This window comes from Ruegeria sp. HKCCD6604, assembly GCF_013110635.1.
In the GTDB taxonomy this organism is placed as follows: domain Bacteria; phylum Pseudomonadota; class Alphaproteobacteria; order Rhodobacterales; family Rhodobacteraceae; genus Ruegeria.
Genome location: NZ_WVQW01000003.1, coordinates 232,729 through 249,257 on the forward strand (window position 1 = coordinate 232,729; position 16,529 = coordinate 249,257).

Annotated in this window: 16 protein-coding genes; 7 read left to right on the top strand and 9 right to left on the bottom strand. The window is 58.5% G+C overall.

Annotation, left to right across the window (positions count from 1 at the left end; all coding sequences use genetic code 11):
• Window positions 1-47: 47 nt before the first annotated feature.
• The 4 genes from bhcD to bhcA all read right to left on the bottom strand — a co-directional run bounded on the left by bhcD (window position 48) and on the right by bhcA (window position 4,479).
• On the bottom strand, window positions 48-1,013 hold the full coding sequence (bhcD, locus tag GS614_RS11095; RefSeq protein WP_171726289.1) for an iminosuccinate reductase BhcD: 966 nt from the start codon (window positions 1,011-1,013) through the stop codon (window positions 48-50).
• 116 nt (window positions 1,014-1,129) lie between these two features.
• On the bottom strand, window positions 1,130-2,293 hold the full coding sequence (gene bhcC, locus GS614_RS11100; protein ID WP_171205828.1) for a 3-hydroxy-D-aspartate aldolase BhcC: 1,164 nt from the start codon (window positions 2,291-2,293) through the stop codon (window positions 1,130-1,132).
• Window positions 2,294-2,320: 27 nt separating this feature from the next.
• Window positions 2,321-3,289: a beta-hydroxyaspartate dehydratase BhcB gene (gene bhcB / locus GS614_RS11105; RefSeq protein ID WP_171169969.1), complete on the bottom strand. Its 969-nt coding sequence runs from the start codon at window positions 3,287-3,289 to the stop codon at window positions 2,321-2,323.
• A complete protein-coding gene (bhcA, locus tag GS614_RS11110; RefSeq protein ID WP_171205826.1) occupies window positions 3,289-4,479 on the bottom strand; it encodes an L-aspartate--glyoxylate aminotransferase BhcA in 1,191 nt (396 codons plus the stop codon). Before bhcA ends, bhcB begins: the two co-directional genes overlap by 1 nt.
• A gap of 169 nt (window positions 4,480-4,648) precedes the next feature.
• Here bhcA and bhcR point away from each other — a divergent pair, with 169 nt between their 5' ends.
• Complete coding sequence (bhcR, locus tag GS614_RS11115) at window positions 4,649-5,497, top strand: HTH-type transcriptional regulator BhcR (protein ID WP_171726290.1); 849 nt, start codon at window positions 4,649-4,651, stop codon at window positions 5,495-5,497.
• On the opposite strand, the gene GS614_RS11120 is transcribed toward bhcR, so the two are convergent.
• The 5 genes from GS614_RS11120 to GS614_RS11140 all read right to left on the bottom strand — a co-directional run bounded on the left by GS614_RS11120 (window position 5,475) and on the right by GS614_RS11140 (window position 10,329).
• Complete coding sequence (locus tag GS614_RS11120; RefSeq protein ID WP_171726291.1) at window positions 5,475-6,347, bottom strand: bifunctional allantoicase/(S)-ureidoglycine aminohydrolase; 873 nt, start codon at window positions 6,345-6,347, stop codon at window positions 5,475-5,477. The two genes, bhcR and GS614_RS11120, sit on opposite strands and share 23 nt — an antisense overlap.
• A 181-nt stretch (window positions 6,348-6,528) precedes the next feature.
• On the bottom strand, window positions 6,529-7,662 hold the full coding sequence (nagA, locus tag GS614_RS11125; RefSeq protein ID WP_171726292.1) for an N-acetylglucosamine-6-phosphate deacetylase: 1,134 nt from the start codon (window positions 7,660-7,662) through the stop codon (window positions 6,529-6,531).
• Window positions 7,659-8,687, bottom strand: a complete 1,029-nt coding sequence (locus GS614_RS11130) for an SIS domain-containing protein (protein WP_171726293.1) — start codon at window positions 8,685-8,687, stop codon at window positions 7,659-7,661. The genes nagA and GS614_RS11130 overlap by 4 nt, the downstream gene beginning before the upstream one ends.
• Window positions 8,688-8,699: 12 nt before the next feature.
• On the bottom strand, window positions 8,700-9,455 hold the full coding sequence (locus tag GS614_RS11135; RefSeq protein ID WP_171118052.1) for a GntR family transcriptional regulator: 756 nt from the start codon (window positions 9,453-9,455) through the stop codon (window positions 8,700-8,702).
• Complete coding sequence (locus tag GS614_RS11140) at window positions 9,442-10,329, bottom strand: BadF/BadG/BcrA/BcrD ATPase family protein (RefSeq protein WP_171726294.1); 888 nt, start codon at window positions 10,327-10,329, stop codon at window positions 9,442-9,444. The genes GS614_RS11135 and GS614_RS11140 overlap by 14 nt, the downstream gene beginning before the upstream one ends.
• Before the next feature lie 158 nt (window positions 10,330-10,487).
• On the opposite strand from GS614_RS11140, the gene GS614_RS11145 reads away from it, so the two are divergent.
• The 6 genes from GS614_RS11145 (at window position 10,488) to GS614_RS11170 (ending at window position 16,509) form a co-directional block, all read left to right on the top strand.
• Window positions 10,488-11,411, top strand: coding sequence for an N-acetylmuramic acid 6-phosphate etherase (locus tag GS614_RS11145; protein WP_171726295.1), 924 nt, complete (start codon window positions 10,488-10,490; stop codon window positions 11,409-11,411).
• Window positions 11,408-12,658: an ABC transporter substrate-binding protein gene (locus GS614_RS11150; protein ID WP_171726296.1), complete on the top strand. Its 1,251-nt coding sequence runs from the start codon at window positions 11,408-11,410 to the stop codon at window positions 12,656-12,658. The genes GS614_RS11145 and GS614_RS11150 overlap by 4 nt, the downstream gene beginning before the upstream one ends.
• Window positions 12,659-12,721: 63 nt before the next feature.
• Window positions 12,722-13,636, top strand: a complete 915-nt coding sequence (locus tag GS614_RS11155) for a carbohydrate ABC transporter permease (RefSeq protein ID WP_171169949.1) — start codon at window positions 12,722-12,724, stop codon at window positions 13,634-13,636.
• 10 nt (window positions 13,637-13,646) lie between these two features.
• The gene (locus GS614_RS11160) at window positions 13,647-14,486 is read left to right on the top strand and encodes a carbohydrate ABC transporter permease (RefSeq protein WP_171169947.1); all 840 of its coding nucleotides are present in this window, start codon (window positions 13,647-13,649) and stop codon (window positions 14,484-14,486) included.
• On the top strand, window positions 14,483-15,517 hold the full coding sequence (locus GS614_RS11165; protein WP_171726297.1) for a Gfo/Idh/MocA family protein: 1,035 nt from the start codon (window positions 14,483-14,485) through the stop codon (window positions 15,515-15,517). Before GS614_RS11160 ends, GS614_RS11165 begins: the two co-directional genes overlap by 4 nt.
• Window positions 15,514-16,509 carry an ABC transporter ATP-binding protein gene (locus GS614_RS11170; protein ID WP_171726298.1) on the top strand — a complete coding sequence of 332 codons (996 nt, stop codon included), beginning with the start codon at window positions 15,514-15,516 and terminating at the stop codon, window positions 16,507-16,509. Before GS614_RS11165 ends, GS614_RS11170 begins: the two co-directional genes overlap by 4 nt.
• Window positions 16,510-16,529: the final 20 nt, after the last annotated feature.

Genomic DNA, 16,529 nt, shown 5'->3' on the forward strand with positions numbered 1-16,529 from the left:
CAAAAGGACCGCCGAGACAATGCCCAAGAAGGTGTCGCCGTCTGGCTTCAGAAATCGACCTCGATCGCGACCCCTTTCCGAACGGCGAGGTCAACCACGGACGCGGCGACCGCAAGATCTTGAAGGCCCACACCCGTGCCATCGAACAGCGTGATCTGATTGTCTGATATCCGGCCCGGATCGGTGCCGTTGATGACCGCGCCAAGCTGCGCCACATCGCTTTCTTGGATCAGGCCTTCGGCCACCGCGTGCTGCGCTTCACCGATGCTGACGGATTGCGCGACTTCGTCCGTGAACACGCTTGCCCTGGCCAGAAGGGCGGCTTCGACTTCCTGTTTTCCTTTAGTGTCCGTGCCCATGCAGGCGATATGAGCTCCGGCGCTGACATGGTTCGCCATCAGCGATGGCGCAAAGGCCGAAGTGATCGAAATGATCACATCCGCCTCAGTCATTTCGTCAAGCTCGACCGCCTGGAACGGAACGCCGGCTTCATTGGCGACCTTCTCGATATTCGGCAGCATTTCGGGGTGGTAGTTCCAGCCGATGACCTTTTCAAAGGCGCGCTGCTCCAGTGCCGCGCGAAGCTGAAAGGCTGCCTGGTGGCCAGCGCCTATCATGCCTATGACCTTGGCGTCCCTGCGTGCGAGATGCTTGATCGATACCGAAGATGCTGCCGCCGTTCGAAGGGCGGTCAGAAGGTTCCCGCCGACCATCGCAGATGGCTTGCCCGTGTCGGGGTCGAAAAGAAAAACGGTGGACTGGTGGTTGATCAGCCCGCGTTTTTCCAGATTGTTCGGCCAATAGCCGCCCGCCTTCAGTCCCAGCGTCAGGCCGGCGCGGTCAAACCCCCCTTTGAAGCCGTATAGTGCATCTTCGTGCCCGATGGCTTCACGCACGACAGGGAAGTTGTAGGCGTCGCCGGACGCCATTGCGGCAAAGACCTGTTCGACCGCGTCAAAAGCCGCTTGTCGGGTCATAAGGTCAGCGATCTCAAGCTCGGGTACGATCAGCATTTCATTCTCCAATCAAACATTCGTGCGCCCGCGTGCCACTGCCGGAAGGAGAGCATACACGCGGGCGGCTGTCTGGCTGCTTCCGAGCCAGCCCTCCCAAACAGAGCAAGTTCGAATCAATAAGCGCGTCCGCGGGCGGATACGGGCCAGACGGTCTCGACCTTGCCGTTGCGAACGCCGACATACCAATCATGTACATTTGCGGTTGGGTCGCAGTGCCCCGGAACCAGCCTGAGCTTGTCGTTGACCTTCAGCACACCGTTCGGGTCCATCACGACGCCGTGTTCGTCCGAACATTTGATGTACTCGACATCATCTCGGCCGAAGATAACGGGCAGACCGCTGTCCACCGATTGCGCCTTGAGGCCCGCATCGACGATCGCCTTGTCCGCCTTAGCGTGGCTCATGACGCTGGTCAGGATGAAGAATGCGTTTTCCCACTCGCCTTGATCGATCCGGTTGCCGTCCTTGTCCAGGATCCGGCCATAATCGGCGTCCATGAAGGCGTAGGACCCGCATTGCAGTTCGTTGTACACGCCCGAGTTGGATTCGAAGTAATATGAGCCGGTGCCGCCGCCCGAGACCAATTCGCATTCGATGCCTTCGGCTTTGAGGCCTTTAACCGCGTCCTTTACCATCGCAATTGCGGTGTCGAGCTTTTCCTTGCGCGCCTCATAGCTGTCGAGGTGCTGCATTGCGCCCTGATAGGCCTGAATGCCGGTGAATTTCAGGTTCTCGGCTGCTTCGACCGCTTTGGCAATTTCGATCACGTCGGATGTTGTCGTCACACCGCACCGGCCAGCGCCGCAGTCGATTTCGACGAAGACCTCCAACTGTGTTCCGTGATCCACCGCTGCGCCTGAAAGATCCGCGACATTGTCCAGATCATCGACACAGACGATGATGCGGCTGCCCAGCTTTGGCAGGCTGGCAAGACGGTCGATCTTGGCGGGGTCACGCACCTGGTTCGAGACCAGAACGTCCTTGATACCGCCGCGCACGAACACTTCGGCCTCTGAAACTTTCTGGCAGCAGACGCCAACAGCGCCTCCGATCTTCTCCTGCAACTTGGCCACGTCTACCGATTTGTGCATTTTTCCATGCACGCGGTGGCGCATGCCGTGCGCCTTGGCATAGTCGCCCATCTTCTTGATGTTGCGCTCAAGCGCATCGAGATCCAGCACAAGAGAGGGGGTCTGGATATCTGCTTCGTCCATTCCGGGCTTGGCCGGAATGTCAAAGCCTACTTCGAATTCGTCGAGATTGGTCATATCTTTCATTTCCGTATTCCTATGTCGGGATTGATGTCACGCGTTCAGCCAGGGCAGCCTGTCCAGATCGACATTGCCCCCGGTTATGATCAGGCCGACACGTTTGCCTTTGAATGCGTCCGGGTTCTTCAGGATCGTGGCCAGCGGAACGGCCGAAGATGGCTCCATCACGATCCGAAGGTGTTTCCACGTCAGCTTCATCGCATCGATGATCTCTTGCTCTGAGGCCGTGTAGATTTCAGAGACATGGTTCGACACGAAATGCCAGGTCAGCTCTTTCAGTGGAACCAGCAGCCCGTCGGCAATCGTCTTGGGTGCGTCATCCGCGATGATGTGGCCGGCCTTGAAGCTGCGATAGGCATCGTCGGCCTGTTCCGGTTCCGCCGCGATGATCGCGGTTTCCGGGGCGAGCGTCGATAGTGTCAGACAGGTGCCGGACACCATGCCACCGCCGCCGATAGGTGCGACAACTGCATCCAGACCGTCGGTCTGCTCGATGAACTCGCGCGAACAGGTGCCTTGCCCGGCAATCACCCGCGGATCGTTGTAGGGATGGACGAAATCCCCGCCCGTGGCCGCCTGAACCTCGGCAAAGGTTGCTTCGCGCGACGAGGTGGAGGGCTCACATTCCGTGATCTTCCCACCATAGCGCCGCACCGTGTCTTTCTTGGCCTGTGGCGCAGTGCGTGGCATGACGACGTTGCACGGTATGCCCCGCTTCATTGCCGCATAGGACAGGCACGAGGCGTGGTTGCCCGAAGAATGGGTTGCAACGCCTTTCTTGGCCTGATCGTCATCAAGGCCAAACACGGCGTTTGCAGCGCCGCGAACCTTGAAGGCGCCCGGTTCCTGAAAGTTTTCACATTTGAAGAACAGCTGTGCACCGCTCAGCTCGTTCAGAAAGTCCGAAGTACGTATCGGTGTGCGGCGGATGAAAGGTTCAATCCGATCATGTGCCGCCAGCACGTCCTCGTAGGTCGGGATATACATGTTGCAGTCCTTCATCATGCGGCGTCCTTTTGAACGGCGCCCGAATGACCGCGATAATATTCCTGCGCAGCCGCCACGCCCGAGCCCAACTGGATGTTCAGGCCCAGGTCGACCATGCACATTTCAGCAGTGGCAATCCCGGACAGGGCCATGACATCCGTCAGGCTTCCCAGATGCCCGATGCGGAATACCTTGCCCGCGACTTCGCCAAGGCCGACACCGAAGGCAACGCCGTATTTTTCGGCCGCGTGCGTGACAATATCGGTGGCGTTGAGACCGTTTGGCGTGCGGATCGCGCTGACGGTGTCAGAGTATACCGATGGGTCCGCCGCGCACAGGTCCAGCCCCCAGGCGCCCACGGCGGCACGTACGCCTTCGGCAATACGGTGATGCCGGGCAAAGACGTTTTCCAAACCTTCACCCAGCAGCATGTCACAGGCCTGATTGAGGCCATTCATCAAGCCAACCGCAGGTGTGTAGGGGTATGCGCTGTTGGCATAGCCTTTCGCCATGTCGTGCACGTCAAAGAAGGTGCGGGGCAGGGTCCCTGTGCTGGTCGCGTCCATTGCCCGCTGGCTGAACCCGACGATGGCAAGGCCCGCGGGCAACATGAACCCTTTCTGCGAACCCGTGACGGCCACATCAACGCCCCATTCGTCAAAACGGAAATCCATGGATCCGATCGATGAAACACCATCGACGAACAGCATTGCGGGGTGCCCGGCAGCATTCAGAGCCTTGCGTACAGCGGCAATATCCGACTTCACACCGGTCGCTGTTTCGTTATGCGTGGCAAGAACAGCCTTGATTTCGTGGCTTGTGTCGGCGGTCAGGATCTCTTCGTAACGATCGGCTGGCAGACCTTCGCCCCAAGGGGTTTCGACGATCTCGACGTTCAGACCGTGGCGCTGGCACATATCGATCCAGCGATGGCTGAACATGCCGTTGCGCGCCGCCAGAACCTTGTCACCGGCCGACAGGGTGTTGGTCAGCGCGGTCTCCCAGCCTCCTGTTCCGGTCGACGGGAAGATGAAGACTTCGGCGCTGTTGCTTTTCAGGACTTTCTGAACACCCGCGCGCGCTGGATGTAGGATTTGCCCGAACAGTGGCGAACGGTGGTCGATCGTAGGCATGTCGCAGGCCTTGCGCAGGCTTTCCGGGATGTTGGTCGGGCCCGGAATGAAAACGGGATTTTGAAAGCTCATGGGTGGTCTCCTTCCGTCGTTGACCACACAATAAGTTCTAGCCGCTCTGCCCGATATATTTTTGAAAAAGACTTTCAAAACACCACGTTTTGAATTTAATTTATAATTGTCAGTGTGTTATATTTTTCATATCATGAATTAGTCTTTCACGAATGATCAAAGGGTTTTTATGGATTCTCAAGACAATACTCGCGAAGCCCGCAGAAAAGCCCGTGGAAGACCACGGGGGTGGGACGACAAGACAGCGCAAAACACGATCAAATCTCTGGACCGTGCGATGGAAGTTTTTGAGTATTTGAGTGAAGCGCAGGGCAAGGCGTTAACCGCGCTGTCCGACGAAATGGGCCAGTCGCCCGCCACGGTTTACCGAATTCTCGTTACACTAGAGGGCAGGGGACTTGTCGAGTTCGATCATGACGAGCAGGTCTGGCACATCGGTCCTCGTGCGTTCGTAATCGGTTCGCGCTTCCTGCGTCGCACCAGCCTTGTGGACCGGGCCCGACCTGTGATGCGAAAGCTGATGGAGGCCACCGGCGAGACCGCAAACCTTGGGGTCGAAAAAGAAGGAATGGTGCTGTTCCTGAGCCAGGTGGAAACCCATGCCAGCATCCGGGCGTTTTTCCCTCCGGGCACGCTGTCTCCGATGCACGCATCGGGCATCGGGAAAGCTTTGTTGGCATATATGGATGAAGATCGGCTGGACCGGCTGTTGGCCAAGACGGAACTGCGGGCCTTCACGGACCGGTCGATTACCAGCCCGGCCGCGCTGAAAGAAGATCTTGCCATGGTCAGGGCACAGGGCTTCTCGATAGACAACGAAGAAAAGAACATGGGTATGCGATGTATCGCTGCGCCGGTTTTTGACATCAACCGAGAGGCTGTAGCCGGGATTTCGGTATCCGGACCGACAAGCCGCGTCAGCGAAGCCGAAATCGCGCGCCTAAGCCGCCCCGTCATCGAGGCGGCGCGTCAGTTAACTCTGGCCATCGGCGGGACTATTTCTGCGCCGCTGTCCTGAGGTGCCGGTGCTGCGGATAAGCCGCTGGCCCCGGCCGCAATGCCATATGACGGTTCACGTCTTTGTACAGCAGGTAACGGAACTTACCCGGCCCGCCTGCATAGCAGGCCTGCGGGCAGAACGCGCGCAACCACATGTAATCGCCGGCCTCGACCTCTACCCAATCATTGTTCAGCCTGTAGACGGCCTTTCCCTCAAGAACATACAGACCATGTTCCATCACATGTGTTTCAAGGAAAGGAATGACAGCGCCGGGCTCGAAAGTCACCACGGTCACGTGCATATCGTGCCGCAGGTCACTTGGGTCGACAAAGCGCGTCGTGGCCCATTTGCCGTCGGTTCCGGGCATCGGCGTTGGCGTGATCTTATTTTCGTTGAGAACCAGAACGTCCGGGCGGTCAAGCCCTTCCACCGCTTCATAAGCCTTTCGAATCCAATGGAAGCGCAGGGTCTCACCGCCTCGGTTTCGTAAGGTCCAGTTGCATTCAGCGGGCAGGTAGGCATAGCCGCCGGGTGTCAGCTCGTAGGTCGCGCCGTCGGCCGTCAAGGTCGCTGTACCTTCGACCACGAACAAAACGCCTTCGGCTTCGGGATCGGTCTCGGGCCGGTCAGAGCCACCGCCGGGCTGAACCTCCATGATGTATTGCGAAAAGGTTTCAGCAAAGCCGCTGAGCGGGCGTGATATCACCCATAAGCGGGTGTCGTCCCAAAACGGCAGAAAACTGGTCACGATATCCCGCATCGTTCCCTTTGGGATCACTGCATAAGCGTCAGTAAATACGGCGCGGTCAGTCAGCAATTGCTCCTGACCAGGGTGCCCACCGTGTGGAGAATAATACTTGGCGGTCATGCATGCTCCTGAAAAATGTCATATGCCTGAAATATGCGCCGAAGGATCGGGGCGGACCACCCGCAAAAAGTTGACAGCTCTATTCGTGAAGATTTGAAAAATCAGAATTCGGCCGCCAACAAACGCATGCAGCATTGGCATCGCGCGCGCTGCGCAGCCGGTCGGATCAACGAGGATTGGGTCAGGGTTGCACCGGTCTGACCCCGGACAGATCCGGGGCAATCCGTATCACCTGCGACAGGTCAGGTTTCAGTCCTGTGCTTTTACCGGAAATCATCCCAAGCGGAACGCTTGTCGCTGCGGCGAGTGCATCCTGAACGGGGATCTCTGCTTGTTCCGTCAGAACCCGCACCGCCTTTGTCAGGCACAAGTCTGCCCCGGCCAGAGTGCCATCCTCCAAAGTCAGCCTGCCGTTTTCCCGCCGGATGCGGCGTCCTTCCAACTGAAACTTGCTCAGTGACGTTCCGGCGACTGCCATCGCATCGCTGACAAGGAAAATCCGCCCTGGTCCGCGTTTGGCGGCCCAGGCAATCCGCATCGTATCGGGATGAACGTGGATGCCATCCGCGATCAAGCCCGCCGATAACGACCCGCAGGATAGAGCCGCGCCGACCAGTCCCGGTTCACGGCTGCCAAGCTGGCTCATTGCATTGAACAGATGCGTTGCGCACTGCGCCCCGGCCCTTGAAAACGCCAGGCAGGTTTCAAAAGGCGCGTCCGTATGCCCCAGAGAAACGATGACCCCCGCGCGCTTCAATGCTTCAACCTGTTGCAGAGTTGTGCTTTCGGGCGCCAGCGTGACCATCAATGCAGGCAGGTGTTTTGCAGCGTCGATCAGAATCTCCAGATCGGTTTGCTGCATCGGGCGGATCAGGGCGGCATCATGTGCACCCTTGCGTCGCACAGACAGGTGCGGACCTTCCAGATGCAGGCCCGCAATGCCCGAAACACCCGTCTGAACGGCCTTGATGGCGGCATCAATCGCGGCCCGGGTTTTCTCGGCCGTGTCCGTGATCAGGGTTGGCAGGATGCGAGTGGCACCCAGCGCGCGATGAGCGCTGGCGATTTGGGTCAGCGTGTGAACCGATGGGTCGTCGTTGAACATCACGCCCCCGCCGCCGTTGACCTGCAAGTCCGCGTAGCCGGGGCTGAGGATGTCGCCATGCAGATCCTCGATCTGGTCATCCTGTGTGATCTGGGCCTCAGGTAGCAACGCATCCAGCACACCGTTTCTGAACCGTGCGGCGTGTCCTTCACGCAATTCAGTGCCATCGAAGATCGGGCCGCCCGCAAAAGTAACAGTAGAGCTGGTCATACCGTTTCCGTCACTTTTTTCAGATGGCGTGGTGTGTCCGGGTCGATCCCGCGTTGTGTGGCCACCTTCTCCACCATTCCATAAAACGCAGCGATTGTCGGTATCGGGTCCGTCATCCAATGCGACGTCCGGACATGGGGCAGTTCCGCGGCGTGTTTCACGCGGCCGGTTGTGGCGAAAACCAAAGCGCCTTTGGACGCCAGTGCGTCCGCAACTTCGGCCAGATTGTCCTCTGCTGCATCCCCGGACGACAGGGCAAGCACGGGAAAGCCCTGATCCACGATGGAAACCGGGCCGTGCAGAACCTCGGCCGCCGAATAGCTTTCTGCGTGGATCTGGCAAGTTTCCTTGAATTTCAACGCGGCTTCATTGGAGATTGCCAAAGACATGCCCCGACCCAAGGTAAACAAAGAACGCCCGTCCACCGCGTCTGCCACGGCACTCCAGTCGCAGGCGATTGCGGTCGACAAACTGTTTGGCAGCCCATGGATTGCGCGTAACAGGTGATCATCGCGCTTCACCTGCGCAATCAGCCACAGCCCGGCGACCAGAGACGTCACGAATGTCTTTGTCGCCGCCACGCTCAGTTCGGGGCCCGCGTGAATGGGCAGTGTTGCCGCAGCCGCCTCGGCCAGGGCAGAGGCAGGGTTGTTCGTGATCGCGACCGAGTAAGCCCCGCCGGATGTGAGCGACTGCGTGAGCTGCACGATATCCGGGCTCTGACCGGATTGTGAGACTGAGATGCAGATTGCATCCTCGCAACGCATGTCGACGCCGTAGATGGATTTCACCGACGGTCCGACCGAAGCCATCGGCAAACCAAGCAGCAGTTCCGAGGCGTATTTCAGAAAACTGCACGCATGATCCGAGGATCCGCGCGCCACCGAGATCAGGAACCGCGGGTCGCGGGCCCGGATCTCGTCGGCGGTTTGCGCGATCAAATCTTCACCTTCGGTCAGAAGGCGGTCTACGGCGTCGGGAATCTCATCGATCTCGCGCCGCATCTGAGTGGTTGTGTCAGGCATTTTCCCAGGCTTTCAATTTGACAGGCGCAGCTCGGCCACAAAGTCATAGGCGTCACCGCGGTAGATCGAGCGGGTCAATTCAGCGACCCGCCCGCTTTGCAGATATGAAGTGCGTTGAATCCGAAGCCCGGCCGTACCTTCCGCAACATCCAGAAGCTCTGCTTCTGGCGGTTCGAGGTTGATGGCCGAGATTTTCTGGATCGCGCGCACCGGTCGCAGACCAGATTGTTCAAGAACAGAGTAAAGCGACCCCGTCACTTCGGTGGGGTTCGGCAGGATATCGAGCGGAAGGGCCGCTTTTTCCAACGCCATCGGGCGTCCTCCTGCCTCTCGCAGGCGGTAGATACGCGCGACCTGTTCATTTGCCGACAAGCCCAATGCCATCATTTCTTCCGGGGATGGCAGGAAAACCCCACGTTCCAGCCATGTCGAGGTCGTCTTGAGCCCGCGCCGCTCCATGTCTTCGGTGAACGATGTCAGATGGGACAGCGATTGTTCAACCTTCGCTACGGGTTCGCGAACAAAGGACCCAGACCCTTGTCTTTGCTCTATTGCACCTTTGCGCACCAGTTCATGAATCGCCTTGCGCACGGTCACACGGGACAGGTCGGTGATCTCGGCGATTTCTCTTTCAGGGGGCAGCGAACTGTTGGGAGGCAGGATGCCGTCCTTGATCCCTTGTTCAAGGCGTTGACGGAGCTGTACATAGCGCGGGCCCGAGCTGTGCCCCAACCATCCTTCGGGTCGCAGGAAATCAGCTATGTTCATGTTCGATTTCCTCCAGATACGCCTGTGCCAATGCAAGTGCGCCGGACAGTGGATCGCCTGCGGGCTCGACCAGAGCAGATTGCATGTCCGCGGGCAGGTACGGCGCGTAAAGAGGGCCAATTCCGCCGGTCAGACAAACGGGCAGGCCAACATTCCAGCCCATTTTCTTCATCACCTCGATCAGATAGCCCGCACCGTCCTGCAGGATGGATCTGGCCAAGTCGTCCCCGCGATTGGAAAGCTCGGTCACAAGCGGGGCAAGGGCGCCAAAGTCCGATGGTGTCATGTCAGCGGCGGCCCGTACAATTCCTGCGGCATCGCCAAATCGAGACAGCAGATCCTGCGCCAATGCCGAAGGGCCGGTCGTGCCGTCCGTGTGCTCTAGCGTCTTGGCCAGCGCCCGTTTGCCAACCCATTGCGCCGAAGCCTGATCGCCCAGAACTGGGCCCCATCCGCCGGCAAATTTCATCGTGCCACCCCTTTGCATTGCGACAAAAGAACCGGTGCCGCAATGTGCGACAAACCCGTCCAACGCCCCCAATGCGCCGCGCAAAGCTGCTGCGCGATCATCTTCGATCCGGACGTGCCGAAATGGCAATGCCGTCGCAAGTTTCCGGGCAATCGCGTCACCTGTTATCCCGGCCAGGCCCAGATAGGCGGGCGCTTGCGCAAGTTCCTCGGGCGAACGGCCCGCCTGAACGGCCAGAGCTTCCAGACCGCGCCGCAGCTCGATGCAGGCGGCCTCGAAATCCGTGGACACGTTTGCCGCGCCGACTTCGACCCTGTGTGCTTTGCCATCGACAAAAGCGGCGACGCGGCAGCGCGTTCCACCCCCGTCGGCGGCCAGGAACATGGGTTTTGATGACTTTACCATAAACAGACCTTTATAATACCTTTTGCGTGTTTTGAAGTCCTAATTACGACCAAAGCAGCAAATATCATGCTATATTGGCCAAAAATATCAAAAAAAATAAATGATAGACTAATGGTATTTAAAAGGTATGATATCGAGAGTTCTTGGGGGAGAATCACTTGATTACGCCGGCGACAGAACAATTGCATCAGGATGCGCATGGGCTTGATACCCGTCCGCTGGCCGAAGTGGCCGGCCTGCTGGCGCGGTCGCAGGTGTCAGCGGCAACGGCAGTGCTTGATGCGCTTGGTCCGATTTGCAGCGGGGCGACCGCCATGGCCCAGACGATCCGGACGGGCGGCAAGCTTCGATATCTTGCGGCGGGGTCTTCCGGCCTCATGGCGGCCTCGGACGCGCTGGAGCTTGGCGGAACCTTTTCCATCCCGTCGCAGCAGATCCGCATTCATATGGCGGGTGGCATGCCGACTACGGCGGACATGCCGGGGGATGTAGAGGACGCTGTTGATGGGCTGGCTCAAGAGCTGTCGGATATGGTCGCCAATGATACGCTCATCGCGGTCTCGGCCAGCGGCACCACGCCTTATACCGTAGCTGCCGCAAAACTGGCGCGCGACCGGGGGACGCCCGTGATCGGGATTGCAAACAACGCGGGTTCGCAATTGTTGCAACTGGCGGACCATGCCGTTCTGCTTGCGACGCCTCCGGAATTGATCTCGGGCTCAACCCGGATGGGGGCCGGCACTGCGCAGAAAATAGCCCTCAATACGTTGTCGACGCTGATGGCCATCGAGCTTGGGCATATTCAGGACGGCATGATGATCAATCTGCGGGCGGACAATGATAAACTGCGCGCACGCGCCAACGGAATCGTGTGCCAGCTTACCGGCGTATCACCTGAACGTGCTGATGATGCCCTGAGGGCTGCGGATGGGAACCTGAAGTGCGCGGCACTTGTCGCCGCGGGTGCCGCATCGGCAGAGGATGCACAAAAGCGACTGGCTGAAACGAATGGCCGTCTGCGTCATGCGATGAACCGGCTGAATGAAGATAACGAACATAGCAACCTGGGAGAAACCAAATGAAACGCAAAGTTCTGAGCCTGGCTCTGATGAGCACGGCGCTGGTCACAAGCGCCTATGCGCAAGACGCCACGCTGACGATCGAAAGCTGGCGCAACGATGATCTCGCTCTCTGGCAGGAAAAGATCATCCCTGCATTCGAGGCGGCCAATCCAGGTATCAAAGTTGTTTTCTCGCCTTCGGCCCCGGCGGAGTACAACGCGGTTCTGAACTCCAAACTGGAAGCCGGATCCGCCGGTGATCTGATCACCTGCCGCCCGTTCGATGCTTCTCTGGCGCTGTACGAAGCGGGCCATCTGACCGACCTGTCCGATCTGGATGCGATGGACAATTTCTCGGACGTAGCCAAATCGGCGTGGCAGACTGACGATGGGTCGGCCAGTTTTTGTGTTCCGATGGCATCGGTGATCCACGGTTTCATCTACAACAAGGATGCGTACAACGAACTGGGTCTGGAGGTTCCGACCACCGAGGCAGAATTCTTTGAAGTGTTGGACAAGATCAAGGAAGACGGCACCTATATTCCGATGGCAATGGGCACCAATGACCAGTGGGAAGCCGCAACGATGGGCTATAACAATATCGGCCCGAACTACTGGAAAGGTGAAGAAGGCCGTCTGGCATTGATCCGGGGCGAGCAGAAACTGACCGACCCTCAGTGGGTCGCGCCCTTTGCCACTTTGGCGAAATGGGCCGATTATCTGGGTGACGGATATGAGGCGCAGACCTATCCCGACAGCCAGAACCTGTTCACTTTGGGCCGCGCTGCAATTTACCCGGCGGGCAGCTGGGAGATTGCAGGTTTCAACACGCAGGCAGATTTTGAGATGGGCGCCTTCAAGCCGCCGGTCCAAAATGCCGGTGACACCTGCTATATCTCGGACCATACAGATATCGGCATCGGTCTGAACGCTGCCAGTGAAAACCAGGAGGCTGCCCGCACGTTCCTGGCCTGGGTCGCAAGCCCGGAATTCGCCAGTATCTTCGGCAATGCGGTTCCCGGTTTCTTCCCTTTGTCCAATACTCCGGTTGAACTGGAAGATCCCCTTGCCAAGGAAATCGTCGGATGGCGGGATGAGTGCGAGAGCACCATCCGTTCGACCTATCAGATCCTGTCACGTGGCACGCCCAACCTCGAAAACGAGACCTGGGGTGCATCCGTTGCAGCCATCAAGGGCACCGAAAGCCCCGAGGCTTTGGGCAAGAAACTGCAAGACGGGCTGGCCAGCTGGTACGCACCGCATCAGTAAGACCTGAACCACTCTCACCGGACGCGGCCCGTCGCGTCCGGCACCTTTTCCCCGGAGATCCCCATGCAGACCCGCCGCATACGCTGGCACATCGCCGTTTTTCTTGCACCTGCGGTGCTGGTTTACACGGCGGTGATGATCCTGCCCTTGTTCAACACGCTCCGCCTTGCGCTGTTTACCGAAGTCGATCAGGCGCGTGTGTATGTGGGGTTGGAGAATTTCCGAACCTTGTTCCTTGATCCGCTCTGGTCCGCGCAATTCTGGAATGCGCTGGGCAACAACTTCTGGTTCTTCCTGATCCACATGCTGGTGCAGAACCCCATCGGCATCGCTTTGGCCGCGATCCTGTCACACCCGAGGCTGCGCTTTGCCGCACTCTACCGGTCGGCCATTTTCATTCCGACGATCCTGAGCTTCGTGATCGTGGGTTTTGCCTGGAAACTGATCCTGTCTCCGCTTTGGGGGATTGCGCCCTCGATGTTGGACGCGGTTGGCTTGAAATCCCTGTTCGCGCCTTGGCTGGGCAAGGAAGAATACGCGCTGACAACTCTGGCGCTTGTCTCGGTCTGGCAATTCGTCGGCATCCCGATGATGCTGATTTATGCGGCCCTTCTGTCGATCCCCGAAGAAATTCTTGAAGCCGGAGAGATCGACGGGATCACCGGAGCTTCGGCTTTCTGGAAAATAAAACTGCCGCTGATCCTGCCCTCGATCGGGATCATCTCGATCCTCACATTCGTGGGCAATTTCAACGCGTTTGACCTGATCTATGTCTCTCAGGGCGCGCTGGCGGGGCCGGATTTTTCGACCGACATCCTGGGCACTTTCATGTACCGCACATTCTTCGGCTTCCAACTGCAACTGGGTGATCCGTATATGGGGTCCGCCATCGCCGGCGCCATGTTCGCCATCATCCTTGTGGGTGTTTGCATTTACCTTTTCGGCATCCAGACCCGGATGCGCCGGTATCAGCTGTGAGGGCTCTGCAATGAACAAGGCACGCTCGAATCCACTGAACACCGTCGCAATGCATGGTGCGCTGATCCTTTACACTCTGATCGCCCTGTTTCCGGTTTTCGTGATCATCATCAACAGCTTCAAAACGCGCCGTGCCATCTTTCGCGAGCCGCTTGCCTTGCCTGATGCCGAAAGCTTTTCCTTGATCGGCTACCAGACCGTGATGAAGCAGGGGGATTTCTTTCTCTACTTTCAGAACTCGCTGATCGTCACCGTGGTATCACTGGCCTTTATCCTGCTGTTCGGCGCCATGGCCGCCTTTGCCCTCAGCGAGTACCGGTTCAAGGGCAACATGTTGATGGGGCTCTATTTGGCGCTTGGGATCATGATTCCGATCCGCATCGGCACCGTGGCGATCCTGGAGATGATGGTCGCCACAGGGCTTGTGAACACGCTTTGGGCCCTGATCTTCGTCTACACGGCACAGGGTTTGCCGCTGGCGGTGTTCATCCTGTCCGAGTTCATGCGCCAGGTCAGTGAGGACCTGAAGAATGCGGGGCGCATCGATGGGCTTTCGGAATACACGATCTTTTTCCGGTTAGTGCTGCCTCTGGTCCGGCCTGCCATGGCAACCGTCGCCGTGTTCAACATGATCCCGATCTGGAACGATCTCTGGTTCCCCTTGATCCTGGCACCCGCTGAAGAGACCAAAACCCTGACGTTGGGCAGCCAGGTCTTCATCGGCCAGTTTGTGACCGACTGGAACGCGGTTCTGTCCGCGCTCAGCATGGCAATCCTGCCGGTTCTGGTGCTCTACGTCATCTTCTCGCGCCAGCTGATCCGCGGTATCACCTCAGGAGCTGTCAAATGACCCGGGTACTGATCGCTGGTCTTGGCAACATGGGCCTGAGCCATGCCTTGGCCCATCATCGCCACCCCGACGCACGGATCGTGGGGCTGGTCAACCGCACAGGTCAAGTAGACCATCACGACCTGTCAGGCTACCCGGCCTTTTCGGATTTTCAGGCGGCACTGGCCGAGACAAACCCCGATCTGGTCGTCGTCGCAACCTATTCCGACAGCCACGCAGACTTCGCCTGCGCCGCAATGGATACAGGTGCGCATGTCTTTGTTGAAAAGCCGCTGGCCACGACGGTTGCGGACGCCAGCCGCGTGGTCGCAAAAGCAGTGGAAACCGGCCGGAAACTGGTGATCGGATATATTCTGCGGCACCACCCGTCATGGATGCGACTGATCTCGGAGGCGCGTGATCTCGGCGGGCCGTATGTCTTCCGTCTGAACCTGAACCAGCAAAGCAGCGGGGCCGAATGGGAAACCCACAAGGCCTTGATGCAGACGACATCGCCTATCGTCGATTGCGGCGTGCATTACGTCGATGTGATGTGCCAGATCACCGATTCCGATCCCGTCCGCGTGCATGGCATGGGCCTGCGCCTGAGTGATGAGATTGCCGAAGACATGTACAATTACGGCCAGTTTCAGGTGATTTTCGAAGACGGTTCGGTCGGCTGGTACGAGGCCGGCTGGGGCCCGATGATGTCCGAGACCGCCTTTTTCGTGAAAGACATCGTGTCACCCAACGGATCGGTTTCAATCACGGATGGCAACAAGGGCGCATCCGCGGATATCGACGGCCACACCAAGGTTGGCGGCCTTCTGGTCCACCGCCCTGACGGCGACCGGATAATCGAGATGCCGGATGAGCCCGGCCATCAGCAACTCTGCGATGCCGAGCAAGCCTATATGCTGCGCGCCATCGCCGAAGATATCGATCTGACCCGCCACATGAACGATGCCGTGCAATCGCTGGCCATCTGCCTGGCCGCTGATGAAAGCATCCGTACCGGCCAACCCATATCGCTGAAAGAGGCACGCACATGACCGCCCTGACGCTGCAAAACGTGAACAAATCCTTCGGCACCGTCGAGGTCTTAAAGGATATCAACATCGACGTTGACGAGGGTGAATTCGTCGTCTTCGTCGGCCCCTCGGGCTGTGGCAAATCCACCCTTCTGCGTGTCATCGCGGGGCTCGAGGATGTGACGTCGGGCGAAGTGCGCATCGGCGGAGAGCTCATGAATCTCACCCCGCCTTCGAAACGCGGTATCGCGATGGTGTTCCAGAGTTACGCTCTCTATCCCCACTTGAACGTGCGCAAGAACATGTCATTGGCGCTGAAACAGGAGGGCCAGAGCAGGCAGGTCATCGACGAGCGTGTCGAAAGGGCAAGCAAGATGCTGAACCTTGAACCTTACCTTGACCGGTATCCTTCCGAACTGTCCGGTGGTCAGCGCCAGCGCGTCGCCATCGGTCGTGCCATCGTCCGGGAACCAAAGCTGTTCCTGTTCGACGAGCCTCTGTCCAATCTCGATGCGGCTCTGCGTATGAATACACGGTTGGAAATTGCGAACCTGCACCGTCAGCTTGACGCTTCGATGATCTACGTGACCCATGACCAGACCGAGGCAATGACTCTTGCCGATAAAATCGTCGTTCTGCGCGACGGGCGTGTGGAACAGGTCGGCAGCCCGATGGAGCTTTACAACAATCCTGCCAACCAGTTCGTGGCCGGTTTTCTTGGGGCGCCGTCGATGAATTTCTTTCCTGCCAGCATGATCGGCGAAAGCGCAGACATTACAACGGGTATCCGGCCGGAAGACCTGTTTTTGTCTGACGACGGTCCGGTGATCGCAAACGTCACCCATGTCGAGCATTTGGGCGGTGACACCAACGTGATTGCCATGATGCAGGATCACCAGATCACCGCGCGCCTGTTCGGGCAGCATAAGGTTGAAGCCGGTCAGAGCATCCGATTTGGATATTCTCCGGGCAGGGTCTATCGCTTCGACGCACAGGGTGCGCGTCTCGCGTGACACTCACTGACGCAGGGCTT

Excerpts from the sequence above, each read along its gene's own strand:
- GS614_RS11130 (WP_171726293.1), bottom strand. The coding sequence starts at position 8,687 with ATGCCTGACACAACCACTCAGATGCGGCGCGAGATCGATGAGATTCCC.
- GS614_RS11120 (WP_171726291.1), bottom strand. The coding sequence starts at position 6,347 with ATGACCGCCAAGTATTATTCTCCACACGGTGGGCACCCTGGTCAGGAG.
- bhcC (WP_171205828.1), bottom strand. The coding sequence starts at position 2,293 with ATGAAAGATATGACCAATCTCGACGAATTCGAAGTAGGCTTTGACATT.
- GS614_RS11155 (WP_171169949.1), top strand. The coding sequence starts at position 12,722 with ATGCAGACCCGCCGCATACGCTGGCACATCGCCGTTTTTCTTGCACCT.
- GS614_RS11135 (WP_171118052.1), bottom strand. The coding sequence starts at position 9,455 with ATGAACATAGCTGATTTCCTGCGACCCGAAGGATGGTTGGGGCACAGC.
- GS614_RS11150 (WP_171726296.1), top strand. The coding sequence starts at position 11,408 with ATGAAACGCAAAGTTCTGAGCCTGGCTCTGATGAGCACGGCGCTGGTC.
- GS614_RS11165 (WP_171726297.1), top strand. The coding sequence starts at position 14,483 with ATGACCCGGGTACTGATCGCTGGTCTTGGCAACATGGGCCTGAGCCAT.
- GS614_RS11170 (WP_171726298.1), top strand. The coding sequence starts at position 15,514 with ATGACCGCCCTGACGCTGCAAAACGTGAACAAATCCTTCGGCACCGTC.
- bhcR (WP_171726290.1), top strand. The coding sequence starts at position 4,649 with ATGGATTCTCAAGACAATACTCGCGAAGCCCGCAGAAAAGCCCGTGGA.
- bhcA (WP_171205826.1), bottom strand. The coding sequence starts at position 4,479 with ATGAGCTTTCAAAATCCCGTTTTCATTCCGGGCCCGACCAACATCCCG.
- nagA (WP_171726292.1), bottom strand. The coding sequence starts at position 7,662 with ATGACCAGCTCTACTGTTACTTTTGCGGGCGGCCCGATCTTCGATGGC.
- bhcD (WP_171726289.1), bottom strand. The coding sequence starts at position 1,013 with ATGCTGATCGTACCCGAGCTTGAGATCGCTGACCTTATGACCCGACAA.
- GS614_RS11140 (WP_171726294.1), bottom strand. The coding sequence starts at position 10,329 with ATGGTAAAGTCATCAAAACCCATGTTCCTGGCCGCCGACGGGGGTGGA.
- GS614_RS11160 (WP_171169947.1), top strand. The coding sequence starts at position 13,647 with ATGAACAAGGCACGCTCGAATCCACTGAACACCGTCGCAATGCATGGT.
- bhcB (WP_171169969.1), bottom strand. The coding sequence starts at position 3,289 with ATGAAGGACTGCAACATGTATATCCCGACCTACGAGGACGTGCTGGCG.